This window comes from Metabacillus kandeliae (assembly GCF_021166585.1).
Classification (GTDB): domain Bacteria; phylum Bacillota; class Bacilli; order Bacillales; family Bacillaceae; genus Metabacillus_B; species Metabacillus_B kandeliae.
This window is the reverse complement of record NZ_JAJOZE010000011.1, coordinates 50,020-64,396: the sequence shown is the minus strand read 5'-3', so window position 1 is coordinate 64,396 and position 14,377 is coordinate 50,020. Positions and strand designations below refer to the sequence as shown.

Genomic DNA, 14,377 nt, shown 5'->3' with positions numbered 1-14,377 from the left:
ATGAATACTGCAAACACCTTTTTACAGAACATCGTATCGGGAGGCGATATGGATGTATCGCTATTGACAGCAATAAAAAAAGGACCGGCAGCCGGCCCCATCAAGCAAAGATTCCTTTTTTCACTTCTTTCTTTGTGATTTCAACATTCGTCTCGTGGCAGTGTTTTGTAAAAGAAGACGGGAAAGCCATTCTGTTTTCCAGAACTTCTAAAAGCCTTTCATCTTCTTGTGCAACTGCCTGAACAAGCGCTTCTAAATATTCCTCTGCCATTTTGATTCTTGTTTCGGCCTCTTCCATTAATGAAGTGGGATGACCGTGTCCAGGGATTAATAGATTCATATGATGCACATCCATCAGCTTCCTAGCCTTTGCAATGGTCTCAATATATGACTGCGTACTGTCGTAAATAAACGGCAGCTCGAAATCAGACAGGTAATCACCTGCAATCCAGATTCCCATTGGTTCCACAACCGTTATCAGTCCATCCTTTGAATGGCCTGGAGCCAAATAAAAATGGAGCGTTGTGCTGCCTTCTGTCAATGTCTGGCCATCTTTTTCGGCAATAATATCCGCTTCAGGAAATACAATCGGATAATCTCTTCTTATGTAATGGTTTTGATCAAAGGAAATGATCATCTCAAGCTTTTTTTGCTTTTCAGGATGGTCGGCAAATCCCCGGCTTCCGATTATTTTTGCTCCGGGAAATGCTTTGCATCCGATAATATGATCAAAGTCGCCATGCGTGAATAAAAGATAGACCGGCAGATCATCCTGAATATCCTTTACGTGATCCTGTATTTCTTTTATCTCTGAAGGAAGCCAGCATGGATCAGCAACCAGCACAAGGTCAGAAGTTTTAATAACCGTCGAAGTAGTTTGATATAAAGCACTTTGAAATACGGTAACAAAGTCATTTTGAAATTGGATCATGTCTTCCTTGCTCCTTAGACGGGTATTTTTTAAGTACGGATATTTGCTTCGCATTCAGGCTTTAAGTAAAAAGGCTCTGGTAAATTAGGCTGTTGATTTCCGTTTCAGGCGTCCGCTTTCCGCGGGCAGTGCGGGAGCCTCCTCATCGCTGCGCTCTTGCGGGGTCTCCCGTCACTTGCACTCCCGCAGGAGTCTCCCGCCTGGAACGTAGATCAACAGGTGTTCAAAATCATCATTCCTCTTTAAAATAACCAATAAAAAAATTATACCCTGCTTTTGCCATTTCAACGGCCTGTTATCGCCAAATGCTTTAATGCAAGGCTGTTTTGTCCCCGGCAATGCCTCTAATGCGCTTACAAAACATCTCTAAAATGGAATAATACAGGACATAGAGTTATGCTATCAAGTATAATGTCTTTGTTATAAGCCTCTGTTCAGCACGCTGCTGAACAGAGAAGCAAAAAGCATAGAAAATCCTGCAAGGAGGGTTTAAAGTGGAAGGAACCGCCGGACTGCAAATCGCATTATCCTTTTATAAGCCTGAATTTGAAGAAGAGCTTTCAAGCTTCCTGCTCCCGGATGACCAGGCTCAGTTCACCGGTATGCCCTCTGATATGCTGGAAAATTCCAGAAAAGATCAGAGCAAAACACCAGTTGTTCTGACTGCAGGAGAAATGCCTGTTGGATTTTTTTTATTAGAATCAAGCGCACGGATTTTTGACTACTCCAGCAATCCTTTTTCCATGCTTCTCGCCGCTTTTTCGGTCAACTATCAGCATCAGGGAAAAGGGTATGCCAAAAAGGGGCTGCTGCTATTGCCTTCGTTTATGGCTGCTCATTTTCCGGAGTGCACAGCAATTGTCCTTGGCGTAAACAAAAGGAATATCAGAGCTTATCAGCTGTATTTAAAAGCCGGCTTTATTGATGAGGGGAAAATCAAAATGGGGCCGCTTGGGGAGCAGCACATTTTATCGCTAGCATTAACCTAAAAAAGACAGAAGCTTTTCCTAAAAGCTTCTGTCAAGGCTTCTATTTTTTCAGATAGCCGCTCTGGCGAACTTGCATCCGGCATAATCTGGATGTTATTTAGTTAAAGTAAGAGTCCAAATCAATTCCTTTTTTCTCAAACTTGTTTTCAATCGACTTTACGATTAAATGGAGCGTTTTAACTCTGGCATACTTTTTATCCTCGCCCTCAATGATGTTCCAAGGGGCTCTTTTGTGATCCGTATGCTGTATCATATCCTCTACAGCCTCTTTGTATTGGTCCCACTTTTCCCTGTTGCGCCAGTCTTCATCCGTGATTTTCCACTTTTTAAGAGGATCCTTTTCCCTCTCTTTAAACCGTTTCAGCTGCTCTTCCTTCGAAATATGAAACCAGAATTTCTCGACAATATAGTTTTCCTGCGCGAGAATCTTTTCAAAGCTGCTGATTTCTTCATACGCTCTTTTCCATTCTTTTTCAGATGCGAAATTTTCTACTCTTTCCACAAGCACCCTTCCATACCATGAGCGGTCAAACAGCCCGATTTTCCCGTATTTTGGGATGTTTACCCAAAAGCGGTGCAGGTAATGATGCGCTTTTTCTTCACCGGTCGGAGCGGCAGTCGGATGAACCTCAAAGCCTCTGGGATCAAGGCTTTCAGTGACTCTTTTGATTGCTCCGCCCTTACCGCCTGCATCCCAGCCTTCGAAAACAAAAACACAGCCGATTTTGTGATCCAGCAGCGCTCTTTGCAGTCCAAGAAGACGCAGCTGCAGTTTTTTCAGCTTTTTGGAGTACTCCTTGTCATCTTCTATTTTTAAAGACAAATCCACTTGATCAAGCATGAAAATCCCTCCGCTTTCTTTTAGAAACTATTCCCTTCTCTGCAATGGTTAAATCCAATGGGTTTTGCGATAGTGGGCAGGAGACATTTTCATCCGCTTTTTAAAAACTCTGCTTAGATAAAATCCGTTGTTGAATCCGCATTCTTTCGCAATGACATCGATTGTTTTATCTGTCTCAAGCAGCTGCTGCCTGGCCTGCCGGATTCTGATTGATGTTAAATAGTCGCTCGGAGCCATTCCGATGCTCCGTGTGAACCTTCTCGTAAACTGCACAGAGCTCAGGCTCAGCGACTCTGCTAATTCATTCAGCTGAATCTGCTGAAAGGCATGCTTTCTTATATAAAGCACTGCTTTATTAATGAGCTGGTCCTGATGGCGCATCGATTCCAATTCAAAAAACGCCCGCTCGCCTTCTATGGCATACAGATGAAACAAATCGAGAAGAAGATGCTCTTTAATCTTTTTGGATTCCTCATTCTGTTCAAATGCATACCTCTTTAAATACAAATAATCAGACATAACCCTTTCCAAATCCTTCAGCGACACCTTTCCTGCTTCAAGATGTTCTTCCTGCGGAAGCTCAAACTGGAAAAAATGAAAATTCAGCACAGAAAGGGCTTGCCGTTTCATCGGGATGCCGGGCGGGCAAAAAACCAAATCCCCCTTTTGGCACGTTCCTTTTTCATTCAGCACTTCATATGCAAGCTCTCCGCTTTCAATGCAAAAGACACTCCAATAAGGATAGGTATCCTGCTCAAGCAAGAATTTTCCAAGATGGTCCCAATAGGTATGCTGATGGATCACAACCCGGTCAAACAGCTTCATAGAAAAACTCCTTTATTGAAATAAAGTATATATATAAGATTCATTCATGTATGTCTATTTTACCTTAACCGTTTTAAAATAAAACACAAGATAAGGTCATGTAAGCCTTATCATTATTTTAACACTTATTTGTAAGCGCTTAATAATATTTTTGGCATTTTCGTATTATTTGAAATTAAGTATATTCTATGTTTTAGTGAGGGGGTAAAGTTTTTGAAAAAATGGTTTACTTTGTTCACGCTTTCGCTTGGGACCACCTTTGTTTTGATGCTTCCTTATTTGCGGCAAATCTACTATGAACCGATGAGGGAAGCACTCCACCTGAATAATACGAATTTCGGCCTCACGATGAGCGCGTACGGCATTACAGCGATGATCTGCTATTTTCCCGGAGGCTGGGTCGCGGATCGGTTCAATCCGAAGTATTTGCTGTTCGTCTCTTTTCTGTTAACAGGGCTGTCAGGGCTGTATTTTGCCACTTTCCCCGGCTTTACCGGAACACTGCTCGTTCACATCTTCTGGGGAATATCGAGCATTCTGACGTTTTGGTCTGCTTTGCTGAAAGTGGTCCGCTCTCTTGGCGCCTCTGAGGAACAGGGAAGGCTTTACGGCTTCCTTGAAAGCTTCCGCGGAATCAGCTCAACCATTATCGGGGCGCTTGCTCTCTGGATGTTCGGACTTGCTGTACACGAGGCAGCAGGGCTGACAGCTGTTATTCTCTTTTACTCAATTGGCTGTCTTGCAATGGCCCCTGTATCCTGGCTGCTGCTGAGAAAAACACCTTTTAAGAGGTCAAACGAGTCTGTCATCAAAGATGTCCAAAAAATCCTGACGAGGCCAAAGGTGTGGCTGATTGCATTGATGATTTTCTGTGCGTACACAGCCTATGCCGGAATCACATATTTCACACCGTACATGCAAAGCATATATGGTATGAGTGCCGCTTTGGCCGGCATACTGGCGATCGTCAGAACCTATGTGCTTCAGATGGCCGGCGGTCCGATCGGCGGGTTTATTTCAGACAAAGCAGGCTCTGTTACAAGAGTCATGAAATGGGGATTTCTTCTCCTTTCGGCATTGCTTGTCATCCTGCTATTGCTGCCGGATAGCCCTGCCTATCTAATCGCAGTCTTAATCACAATGCTTTTGCTGGTCACGATCATTTTCGCGATCAGGGGAATCTATTTTGCCGCAGTGGATGAAGCAGAGGTTCCCATGCATCTGACTGGTGCTGTTACAGGCTTTGCTTCCTGCATCGGCTATATTCCGGATGTTTTTGTTCCAATGCTTTTCGGAAATTTCCTTGATGCCCATCCCGGCAGAACAGGCTATCTTTATATCTTTGCCTTTCTTGGCGGCATCGCGTTTATCGGTTTCATCCTTAGCCTGGTATTTATAAAAATGAATAGAAAAACAGCTGCTGAACAAACGCCGGCTGTAAAAGAAGCTGTTCAATAACTTGCATACGGAGGAATTACTATGAAAATAACAGGAATTGAGATCAAACAATATTTGCTCCCGCTGGACCCCCCATTTAAAGCAGCCTGGGATCCCGCTCCCCGGAAGCAGTTCGCTTCAACGCTTGTTTACGTCCACACAGATGAAGGCATCACAGGAGTCGGTTCCGGAGATTTGATGACAGGCTTTGAAGGACATGAGCACTTGTTTATCGGACAGGATCCTTTTGATGTAGAAAGGCATGCCAAAGTGCTGGACAATATCGATTTTCACTACGGACGCCCTTGGCCGCTTGATCTCGCTCTTTGGGACATTATTGGAAAAGCATCAGGCCAGCCGGTGTACAAGCTCCTTGGAGCGAAGCAGGACAAAGTGCTTGCCTATGCCTCAACAGGAGAGCTTGTCACTAAGGAAGAACGGGCAGAGCGCGCACTTGGCCTTGCCGAAAAAGGATTTAAAGCGATGAAAATCCGCTTTCATCACAGCAATCCGAAAGATGATATAGCTGTTGTTGAAGAAGTCCGAAAAGCTATCGGAGACAAGATGGAAATCATGGTTGATGCCAATCAAGGATGGAAAATGCCCTGGGACACAGAGCGGACATGGGATTTAAAAACGGCTGCCAATGTCGCAAAAGAGCTTGAACAGTACAACGTTTTCTGGCTGGAAGAGCCGCTTCCGCATGATGATGCAAAAAACATGGCAAGGCTTCGCCAAATGACGAAGGTCCGAATCGCAGGCGGAGAAATGAACCGCCGTTTCCACGAATTCCGCGACCTGTCCAATAAAGGAGCGCTTGATGTGTATCAGCCTGACGTCGCTCTTTGCGGAGGCATCACATACGGCAAAAAAATTGCGGATTACGTGCAGGCCAACGGCAGTGTATACAGCCCGCATACTTGGACAAACGGCATTGGAGTAATCGCCAACCTTCATATCGTTCTTGGCGTCAGCAACAGTCCGTTTATTGAATTCCCATACGATCCGCCGGCATGGTCCATTGAGCGCCGCGATTATGTTCAAACGCCTGAAACGATGCTCAATATTGACAGCGAAGGCTATCTCAGAGCTTCCGGCAAGCCTGGACTCGGCTTTGACCTTGATGAAGAAGCGCTGAAAAAATACGAAATCAATTACTTCTACGTTGGCGAAAAAGAAAGCTAAAGGAGGACGGTTCCCGATGAAAACATATCAAGCATTTATAGATGGACAATTTGTTGACAGTTCAAACGGCGAAACGATGGAAGCGAGAACCCCGGCATCTGACGAAGTATTTGCCGAGTTCCCTTCCTGTACGGAAAAAGATGTAGAAAACGCTGTGGATGCAGCTGCAGCAGCTTATAAAGACTGGAAGAAGCTGCCTTCCGTTGAACGGAGCCAATATGTTCAAAAGCTCGCAGCTCTATTAAATGAAGAAGAAAATCAGGAAAAAATCGGCCGGGCGATCTCTCAGGAGATGGGCAAGCCGCTTTCTGCTGCAAAAGGCGAAGTGGCAGGCGCTGCAGGCCTTGCTGAATACCATTCCCAATGGGCCCGCAGAATTGAAGGCACTATTGTGGATGCCGACTCAAGCAATGAACGCATTTTAATTTATAAAGAGCCTCTCGGTGTCGTAGCCTGCATCGTTCCATGGAACTTTCCAATCTACGTCCTGATGCGGAAGCTTGCACCTGCTCTCATTGCAGGCAATACAATCGTTGCCAAGCCGAGCTGCAAATCGGCCGTTTCCGCGCTGGTATTTGCTGAGCTGATTGAAAAAGCCTGCTTTCCAAAAGGAGTCGTCAACATCGTCACCGGCACAGACGAAACTGCCGGTGATGCATTAACTCTTTCTGACAAAATCAGCATGATTACCTTTACCGGTAGCACGAAGGTAGGAAAAATGATCGCAGAGCGCGCCTCCAAGAATATGGTGCGCACTTCGCTTGAACTCGGCGGAAAAGCGCCGGCCATCGTTATGGAAGACGCAGATCTTGACCTTGCAGCCAAAAGCATTGCAGGCGGAAGGCTTGCGAACAGCGGACAGGTATGCAGCAATACCGAAAGAGTCTATGTCCACAAAAGCATTAAAGACCAATTATTAGAAAAACTGAAAACCGAATTTGAAGCCTGCAGCATTGGCGACGGCTTTGAAAACCCTGATGTGCAGATGGGCTGCATGGTACACAAAAACGAAGCAAAGCGCGTTCATAAGCTCGTAGAAGAAGCAAAATCTGAAGGGGCAGAAGTGATAACAGGCGGCCATTTTATTGAAAATTTAAGCGAAGCCTTTTACCCGCCTACACTTCTTGACAGCTGCAGCCAAAACATGAAAATCGTCAAGGAAGAAGTATTCGGACCTGTTCTTCCAATCGTGACATTCAGCCATATAGATGAAGCCATTCAGCTTGCAAACGACTCGATTTACGGGCTTACTTCAAATGTGTACACAAACAACTACCAATACGTCATGAAGCTGACCACCCAAATTGAAGCAGGCGAAGTGTACGTTAACCGCCAGCAAGGCGAAGCCTACCAGGGCTACCACGCAGGCTGGAAGCAATCAGGCATCGGCGGTGATGACGGTAAATACGGCTTTGAAGAATTTCTCCAGAAAAAGACCGTCTACCTTGACTTTTAACAATCCAACCAAAAGGAGACCTGAGACATGAAGGACTTTCAATACTTCTTAAAAACAAAGGTAATCTATGGTGAAAACAAGTCACTGGAGCTGGCAGAGCACATTAAAGCATACTCTGACAGGAACAAAGCCGTTATCGTCACAGATAAATCACTCGTCAAACTCGGCTTTATAGCACCAATCGAAGCGGCTCTTCAAAAGGAAGGCATCGAAACAAAAGTCTACAGCGATGTTAAAAGCAATCCTGACTTTCAAAACATTGATGAAGCAGCAGCCCTGATCAAGTCATTCGGAGCGAGCGCTGTTATTGGAATTGGCGGAGGCTCTCCGCTCGACACAGCGAAAACAGCGTCTCTTGTGGCAGGCGGTGACAATGGAGCTGGCCACTACTCTCTCATGGCCAACCCGTTCCCTGAAAAAAAAGTGCTCACCATCGCCATTCCGACAACTTCAGGAACAGGTGCCGAAGTGACAAGCACAACCGTCTATTCAGATGAAAAGCACCGCAAGCTTTGGGCATGGGACACAGATATGCTGCCGGAGATCGCTGTCCTTGACCCGGTTCTCACAGCCAAGCTGCCAAACTTCCTGACAGCAGCCACAAGCATCGACGCACTCGTTCATGCTTTGGAAGCCATCACAGGACAGAGCACCAATCCAGTCATCGAAGCAGTCGGCCTGCACGCCATCAGGCTCGTAGCAGAAAACCTTCCCATTGCCATTGAAAAAAATGACGACATGGACGCAAGAGGAAATCTGCTGATCGGCTCCATGCTAGCCGGCATTGCCATCGAGCACGGCGGTACAGGCATCGCCCACAACATCGGGCATGCCCTAAGCACTGTAGGCGGACTGCACCACGGCAGAGCAGTGGCCATCGCTCTGCACCATACTTACGATTGGAACCTCGACAGCCCAAGAACAGCTGTATTCGCCAAAGCCGCAAGGGCACTGGGCGTGACAGATCAGTTCGAAGCAGAAACTGAACTGGCTAAAGCAGGGGCCGCCGCCTGCAAAAAGCTAATCGAAAGCTTACCGATCACACTGGAAGTTTCACAGGACGGACTCTCAGAGAACAGTCTCCAGGACCTCACTGCAGCCTGCCTTGCAGAAGAAAACCAGCCGATGCGGCTGAACAATTGCCGGTATGCGACAGATGAGGAATTGAGAGAGTTTGGGGAGAAGATTTTGGCTTTTCGGGCGGTTACGGTTTGAATGGAGATTAAGCACCCTTTAAAGAGGGTGCTTTTTTTGGTTTTGGGGTTTGTCTTTGGGTTTGGAGGTTCTTTGGTTCTTTGGTTTTTTGGTTCTTTGGTTTTTTGGCTCTTTGGTTTTTTGGCTCTTTGGCTCTTTGGCTCTTTGGGGTTCTTGGGGTTCTTGGTTTTAGGTGTGGTTTAGTACCAGGTCTCTGTCCCCATTATTAATAGGGAGCTGTCCCCCACTTCGTTAATAGACTAAAGCTCTGTCCCCACCCCTTATAGCCCTTGATATGTATGGCTTTTATTAACCTTTACTCTGTCCTTTATTCCTTTAACGGAACAAGGGACAGGTTAGCCCAACCCGGTACCTGTCCCTCAGTCTTGTAAAGGATTGAAGGTGTGTCCCCCTGTCATTTAAATGGCTCTATACCAACAATTCCATATGACTGCCTCTGTCCTTCAGTGAGGCAATGCATCAAGGGACAGGCACCTAATGTAAAGGGGGACAGGGACTATTAACAAAACCCTAAAGACAAACTGATCAAAAAAAACGCCTCTTCAAAAAGAGACGCTTCCTCAAAACAACCGGTATCCGCCAAAAGCCTCCAGCCCATAATAAATAGCAACAGCACTGATCAAAGCAAATACGGCTTGCTCTGCGGCGCTTCCGGTTCTTGTGGTCAGCGGCAGTCTGACTGGAATTTTCAAGGGATAAAAGAGTTTGATTCCTTTTTTTGTTCCTGCATCGAGCACGATATGGCTGATCATGCCAGCGAGGATTCCTGCCTTAATGGAGCCGTTTGGCAAAAAGGCGGCGAGCAGGCTGTTGATGATGATGAGAAACAACAGGCTGTGGGTAAAGGTTCTGTGGCCGAATAGCGTGCTGATGATTTTGGATAGCAGCGGTGCTTTTCGGCCGATTTTGCTACCTCCGTGGCAAATGTCCGGTATGAGGCCGCCGAGGGCCCCTGCCGCGGTGAGCAGTACAGGGTCATAGTTTGTGAAATGGGCAAGAGCAAGTCCAGTGGCTACTCCGCCGATTATGTGTGTTTTTCCTGTCATGATGAGGTCCTCTTTCTTTTAAGCTGAGACCTCATTATATAATAGAACATACATTCTTTTCTATCCTGCTCAAGGCCTTATTTCATTTGTTTTTGTTAGGAGGGCTCAAAGGCGGGCTCTCTATGGGGATATAAATAGGCCCGCCTGGATTGGCGGGCCTTTCGTCTATGCTGGTGTTCTTTTAATTACTTACAAATTTTTCAGCAGCTCTTCTGCTTGTTTTTTTAATACCGGTATCTTATTTTGTACAACATCCCAAACTATACGGTAGTTAATGGAAAAATATCCATGGATCAGCATATCCCTCATTCCGGCTGCTTTTCTCCACTCTATATTCGTATTCGCTTGTCTAATTTCAGAAGGAATATTTTTTGCAGCTTCTCCAATCACCAGTATGTTTTTAATTACTGCGTCGGATACTAAATCATTTTCCAAAAAATCCTCATAGGATAAATCTTTTGTATATTTACATATTTTAGCTGCTGCCTCTAAAATATCCTCCAGAAATACTTTAGGCTCCCTCTGCATACTTAGCGCTCCTGAGGATATTCTGTTTTATAGCAGGCTTAATATCGTCTGAAATAACCAAATCAATTTGCTTTTTAAAGATGTCTTCCAAAATAAACTTCAAATCCATATAGTTATCAAAGGACAAGCAATCATCATTAAACTCGACAATGACATCAATGTCACTGGATTCAATTTGTTCATTGCGGGTGTAGGAACCGAACAATCCAATTCTTTTCACTCCAAAACTTTTTGACCATTGGTTCAAATTTATTGAAAATACCTGCAGGATATCCTGGTGCGACCACATAGTCCATCACCGCCATTTTCCTTCTTTTATCTTCATTATAACATCCTTCTATTCTGCTTATTCTTCAAAGAAATATTAAATCTCTTCAGGACTAAAACTTTAGTCATTTCCTAAGCATGAAGCTGCTTCATAAAACAAAAGTGCCTTGTACACGCAAATCTTAACGGCTGGCTCTGTCCTTTTTCTTCAATTGATGAATTCCCCACACAGCGGCAAACGAAATGAGAAAAATCACAAAGACCATTCCAAAAAAGGATGGCGTCAGAGTGAAAGAAAAAGAGGAATCTCCATCAACCGTTACTTCTGCGCTGTTAAAAAGGATGCTTTGATTGGCTTTCCCTGAAAAAATGGTGTAAAAAACCAGTCCGATTGTGAGCAGCGGATAGGCGATAAAACTGATAATGGATGAAAAAATCAGGGAATTCTTCATGCTTGAACTCATTGAATCTCCTCCTTAGTTTAGGCTGCCTTTCGGAACAGCAGCTGTTTGACAGCGGATTTGCCGTCGCCGATAAACGGCAGCAAATATAGTATATGAATGAGAAATGTGAGGGACAGCGCCTGGCATGTGCTGCCGAGAGTTCCACCTTCCATGAGTGTCATGGACAAAGTATAGCCAACGATGCCAATGACTGCCGGTACAATAGGTCCGAGGAGTGTGATCCAGATGTACTTGAGTTCGTATTGAGCAGCGGCCGGCCGGACAAACTTAATGCTCATTAAGTCGGCTGCAAGATATCCGGAACCGAGACTGCCTGCCATTTTTCTATGCATGGAGGCATGCATTGCCTCGTGAACGGCAAAGCTTGCCATCAATCCGGCATAAACAACGGTTATATAATAAGCGAGCCAGAGGATGAAGGGTGTTGGCGCGATGATGTATCCTGCAGCAGATAAAATCATAACAAAGAGCCAGAAGATGGCGATTTTCTTAGTCACAGCTGAAAGCATCAGCAGAAAGATGGCCGGAAAAGAGCTCCCCTCAGATGGAAAGCGTTCGTGATAGCCCCGTTTGTACTGGGCGAAAAAGTTCGCCAGTCCTTCCTTAACTTTGCTGTTTGATGCATATTTCCAATTTAGAAAGTGTTTTTCGTTCAGTCCGGCAAAGAGTGCTGCTGTATCCTGGAAGATTCGGTCTTTGTCCACTTTGAATTTTTTTGTTACGGCTTCAATGATTTCATCAATGTTCTTTTTGCCGTCCACTTCCTCTAATATGGCTTTTGCTGTTTGGTTAACAGGAAGCTTGGCACTGATTTTTTCATCATGAATAAATTTCCCTTTCACTGCCACGCCTTCCGGAAAATAAGGAATCAGCTCGGTTCTACTCATTTTTGAACCTCCATTTGAACGTAAAGTAGAGAAAAACAGCAAGGATCATCTCTCCTGTAAGGAGTGCGCCGGTCTGAGTAAGGCTTGAGGCCTGGCCAAACAAGTAGCTCGCAATAAAAGAAAGCGGCAGCAGGAGCAAAATGAGAAATCCGAATGACAGCATGCCGACATACGGGTTATTCCGGTCAATTGGAATCAGGGTGCCGAGGAGAAAAAAGACGGCCGCCCCATTCAGGATAATCAGTGCTGTCCTCCAAAGGCCTGTATGATCCGCTTCTGGGTGAAACATGATGGCATAAAACAGGGCGAACTGCAGCAGCGATAAGATGGCAAGTCCGGCAAATTTGCTGGCTGTCAAGAGGCCTGGATGCAGATGAAAGGATTTATAAAGCAGAAACAGCTTTTTATCATTGCCGTACGAATTAAGTGCCACCATGCCGGACACACCGGACAGGATCAGCAGCACCAGTTCATTTCCTTCCAAATGAAACTGGAATTTTAAAATCAGAACAAAGACGAGCATCAGTAAAAAATTCAGAATGTTTTCTTCGTTCCGTGTTTGCATCTTTATTTCCTTCAGAAATATGGCTCCATACTTGTGAGATGGCATTTTGATAAACCGGAGAAAGACCGGCGGCCGCTTTTCCATCGAATCATAGGAAAAGAACAGCGTGCAAAAGGAAAGGAATAGAATGCCGGCAGCCATCAAGGCAGCAGCCCCGAGATTTACTTTTATGGCAGAAATTCCTCCAGCAATCAGAAAGAAGACAGGCAGAGCAAGGTATGTCACATTGTAGTCAAAGTTACCATATGATTCCAGCATGCTTTCCAACTTGATCGACTGCATTCCGTAAAGAAAACAAACTGAGATCACCCCAAACAGAGAAACAAATTTCTTAAACGGCACCTGCATTTTTCCTGAGATATAGTAAAAAAGATTATATAAGAATTGTAGAACCGCAATGGCAAGAATCGACTGCAAAAGGACAGTCAGGAAAAACCCAAACCCGATAATAGGAGAAAGGCCTTTTGCCAAAAAGGCTGGACCTAGAATGATGGCAGAAATAAACAAAATCATCGCGGATATGATGAGAAAAAGCGGAATATGATAGCCTAAATTCTTTTCAGCCTTTCGAACCGGAAACCAGCTGAGCTGATGAGAAAAGATGTCCTGATCCGGTGTTACGCTTTTCAGGAGAATAAAAAACACAAAGGATAGGATCGAGGCGTTCAGGCACATGGATAAGGTGAGGAGGGAGAGCGTTTTTCGGTCGCCATTCAAAAAGGCCGAAAGCGTTTCGCTTGTCAGCTTGTAGCCGGCAAAGCCTGCAAGCCCAATGATAAAAATCAGCACAAGAGCAAAAATCAGCACTTTATACCAGTTGTTTAAAAGCTTGCCTGCTTCCCTTTTCCAAATCGTGAACATCATTTTAGAAATTTCGAATGATTTCATCGAACCGGTCACTCCTTTCACCGAGCATGGAAGCTTTCATAAAAACCTCCTCCATGTTTGGACTTTTGTATTTTTTCTTCAGTGCAGCTGCTGTCCCTTCTGCCCTTTTCAGCCCTTTTGATAAAATGGCAATCCGGTGGCACATCGCCTCAGCAGCCAATAGGTCATGCGTTGACAAAAGGATTCCCCCGCCGTTTTCTGCATATTTAGCCATCAGTTTTTTCGTTACAATAATGGCTTCCACATCAAGCCCTCTAAATGGTTCATCAAGTGTCAGGAGCCGGCTTTCGAGCATAAAAGCAGCGATCAGCTGTGTTTTTTTCCTCATGCCGTGGGAATAAGTTTCAATGGGGTGGTCACAGGCTTTTCCCATATCAAAAAGTTCAATGAGTTTTTTTCTTTTTAAGACGGGCTTTTGGCTGTACATGGCACAAACAAAATCTAAATATTCATTCGCCGTCAAAGATTCCGGCAGAAGCAGATCATCAGGAACATAAGCGGCATTTTTTTTGAATTCAGGCGTTGTATTCGGATAGCCCTCAAGGGAAGCTTCTCCTTCTGTCTGAATAATAATGTTGTGCATGCAGTTGATGATTGATGTTTTCCCTGAACCATTCGGCCCTGCAAGTGCCACAATTTCTCCCGCTGCGATGGATAAATCAAAGTCTTTAACAGCCCAGATGCGGTTTTTGTATTTTTTGGATAAACGGCTGATTTCAAGCATTTCCCTCACCCCTAAACTTTGTTTTGCGAACCGCGGCACCGCCTGCTAAAATAGATAATGGGTTTTTCACTGTCCCTTTGCGGGCATAAGTAAGTAACAGCCCGGCTATCCCGCCAGATAGCCAGGCTG

15 protein-coding genes are annotated in these 14,377 nt (G+C 45.0%); 5 read left to right on the top strand and 10 right to left on the bottom strand.

Annotated features, from left to right (window positions below; genetic code table 11):
* Positions 1–100: 100 nt before the first annotated feature.
* The gene (locus tag LRR81_RS17555) at positions 101–931 is read right to left on the bottom strand and encodes an MBL fold metallo-hydrolase (RefSeq protein WP_231790701.1); all 831 of its coding nucleotides are present in this window, start codon (positions 929–931) and stop codon (positions 101–103) included.
* Between the two features lie 494 nt (positions 932–1,425).
* Between LRR81_RS17555 and LRR81_RS17550 the strand changes: the two genes are divergently transcribed.
* The gene (locus tag LRR81_RS17550; protein WP_231790700.1) at positions 1,426–1,920 is read left to right on the top strand and encodes a GNAT family N-acetyltransferase; all 495 of its coding nucleotides are present in this window, start codon (positions 1,426–1,428) and stop codon (positions 1,918–1,920) included.
* A 97-nt stretch (positions 1,921–2,017) separates the two neighbouring features.
* On the opposite strand, the gene LRR81_RS17545 is transcribed toward LRR81_RS17550, so the two are convergent.
* On the bottom strand, positions 2,018–2,761 hold the full coding sequence (locus LRR81_RS17545; protein WP_231790699.1) for a UDP-galactose-lipid carrier transferase: 744 nt from the start codon (positions 2,759–2,761) through the stop codon (positions 2,018–2,020).
* A gap of 48 nt (positions 2,762–2,809) precedes the next feature.
* Positions 2,810–3,586 carry a helix-turn-helix domain-containing protein gene (locus LRR81_RS17540; RefSeq protein ID WP_231790698.1) on the bottom strand — a complete coding sequence of 259 codons (777 nt, stop codon included), beginning with the start codon at positions 3,584–3,586 and terminating at the stop codon, positions 2,810–2,812.
* Between the two features lie 213 nt (positions 3,587–3,799).
* On the opposite strand from LRR81_RS17540, the gene LRR81_RS17535 reads away from it, so the two are divergent.
* The 4 genes from LRR81_RS17535 to LRR81_RS17520 are packed head-to-tail and all read left to right on the top strand — an operon-like array spanning position 3,800 to position 8,879.
* Complete coding sequence (locus LRR81_RS17535) at positions 3,800–5,044, top strand: MFS transporter (RefSeq protein ID WP_231790697.1); 1,245 nt, start codon at positions 3,800–3,802, stop codon at positions 5,042–5,044.
* 21 nt (positions 5,045–5,065) lie between these two features.
* Entirely contained in the window at positions 5,066–6,208 is a 1,143-nt protein-coding gene (locus LRR81_RS17530; RefSeq protein WP_231790696.1) for a mandelate racemase/muconate lactonizing enzyme family protein, read from the top strand.
* 16 nt (positions 6,209–6,224) lie between these two features.
* Positions 6,225–7,664: an aldehyde dehydrogenase gene (gene aldA, locus LRR81_RS17525; protein ID WP_231790695.1), complete on the top strand. Its 1,440-nt coding sequence runs from the start codon at positions 6,225–6,227 to the stop codon at positions 7,662–7,664.
* A gap of 27 nt (positions 7,665–7,691) precedes the next feature.
* Positions 7,692–8,879 carry an iron-containing alcohol dehydrogenase gene (locus LRR81_RS17520; protein ID WP_231790694.1) on the top strand — a complete coding sequence of 396 codons (1,188 nt, stop codon included), beginning with the start codon at positions 7,692–7,694 and terminating at the stop codon, positions 8,877–8,879.
* A 560-nt stretch (positions 8,880–9,439) separates the two neighbouring features.
* Here the strand turns inward: LRR81_RS17520 and LRR81_RS17515 are convergent.
* The 7 genes from LRR81_RS17515 to LRR81_RS17485 form a co-directional block, all read right to left on the bottom strand.
* Positions 9,440–9,925: a metal-dependent hydrolase gene (locus LRR81_RS17515; protein WP_231790693.1), complete on the bottom strand. Its 486-nt coding sequence runs from the start codon at positions 9,923–9,925 to the stop codon at positions 9,440–9,442.
* 189 nt (positions 9,926–10,114) lie between these two features.
* Positions 10,115–10,453, bottom strand: a complete 339-nt coding sequence (locus tag LRR81_RS17510; RefSeq protein WP_231790692.1) for a HepT-like ribonuclease domain-containing protein — start codon at positions 10,451–10,453, stop codon at positions 10,115–10,117.
* Positions 10,437–10,742 carry a nucleotidyltransferase family protein gene (locus LRR81_RS17505; RefSeq protein WP_231790691.1) on the bottom strand — a complete coding sequence of 102 codons (306 nt, stop codon included), beginning with the start codon at positions 10,740–10,742 and terminating at the stop codon, positions 10,437–10,439. The genes LRR81_RS17510 and LRR81_RS17505 overlap by 17 nt, the downstream gene beginning before the upstream one ends.
* A gap of 160 nt (positions 10,743–10,902) precedes the next feature.
* Positions 10,903–11,184, bottom strand: coding sequence for a hypothetical protein (locus LRR81_RS17500; protein WP_231790690.1), 282 nt, complete (start codon positions 11,182–11,184; stop codon positions 10,903–10,905).
* A gap of 17 nt (positions 11,185–11,201) precedes the next feature.
* Positions 11,202–12,071: a PqqD family protein gene (locus LRR81_RS17495; protein ID WP_231790689.1), complete on the bottom strand. Its 870-nt coding sequence runs from the start codon at positions 12,069–12,071 to the stop codon at positions 11,202–11,204.
* Positions 12,064–13,524, bottom strand: coding sequence for a hypothetical protein (locus LRR81_RS17490; RefSeq protein ID WP_231790688.1), 1,461 nt, complete (start codon positions 13,522–13,524; stop codon positions 12,064–12,066). Before LRR81_RS17490 ends, LRR81_RS17495 begins: the two co-directional genes overlap by 8 nt.
* Positions 13,502–14,248 carry an ABC transporter ATP-binding protein gene (locus tag LRR81_RS17485; protein WP_231790687.1) on the bottom strand — a complete coding sequence of 249 codons (747 nt, stop codon included), beginning with the start codon at positions 14,246–14,248 and terminating at the stop codon, positions 13,502–13,504. The genes LRR81_RS17490 and LRR81_RS17485 overlap by 23 nt, the downstream gene beginning before the upstream one ends.
* Between the last annotated feature and the right edge of the window lie 129 nt (positions 14,249–14,377).

Bases quoted from the DNA above. Each gene is read 5' to 3' on its own strand.
- LRR81_RS17520 (WP_231790694.1), top strand. From the start codon at position 7,692: ATGAAGGACTTTCAATACTTCTTAAAAACAAAGGTAATCTATGGTGAA.
- LRR81_RS17500 (WP_231790690.1), bottom strand. From the start codon at position 11,184: ATGAGTTCAAGCATGAAGAATTCCCTGATTTTTTCATCCATTATCAGT.
- LRR81_RS17510 (WP_231790692.1), bottom strand. From the start codon at position 10,453: ATGCAGAGGGAGCCTAAAGTATTTCTGGAGGATATTTTAGAGGCAGCA.
- LRR81_RS17495 (WP_231790689.1), bottom strand. From the start codon at position 12,071: ATGAGTAGAACCGAGCTGATTCCTTATTTTCCGGAAGGCGTGGCAGTG.
- LRR81_RS17490 (WP_231790688.1), bottom strand. From the start codon at position 13,524: ATGAAATCATTCGAAATTTCTAAAATGATGTTCACGATTTGGAAAAGG.
- LRR81_RS17545 (WP_231790699.1), bottom strand. From the start codon at position 2,761: ATGCTTGATCAAGTGGATTTGTCTTTAAAAATAGAAGATGACAAGGAG.
- LRR81_RS17515 (WP_231790693.1), bottom strand. From the start codon at position 9,925: ATGACAGGAAAAACACACATAATCGGCGGAGTAGCCACTGGACTTGCT.
- aldA (WP_231790695.1), top strand. From the start codon at position 6,225: ATGAAAACATATCAAGCATTTATAGATGGACAATTTGTTGACAGTTCA.
- LRR81_RS17505 (WP_231790691.1), bottom strand. From the start codon at position 10,742: ATGTGGTCGCACCAGGATATCCTGCAGGTATTTTCAATAAATTTGAAC.
- LRR81_RS17530 (WP_231790696.1), top strand. From the start codon at position 5,066: ATGAAAATAACAGGAATTGAGATCAAACAATATTTGCTCCCGCTGGAC.
- LRR81_RS17540 (WP_231790698.1), bottom strand. From the start codon at position 3,586: ATGAAGCTGTTTGACCGGGTTGTGATCCATCAGCATACCTATTGGGAC.
- LRR81_RS17555 (WP_231790701.1), bottom strand. From the start codon at position 931: ATGATCCAATTTCAAAATGACTTTGTTACCGTATTTCAAAGTGCTTTA.
- LRR81_RS17485 (WP_231790687.1), bottom strand. From the start codon at position 14,248: ATGCTTGAAATCAGCCGTTTATCCAAAAAATACAAAAACCGCATCTGG.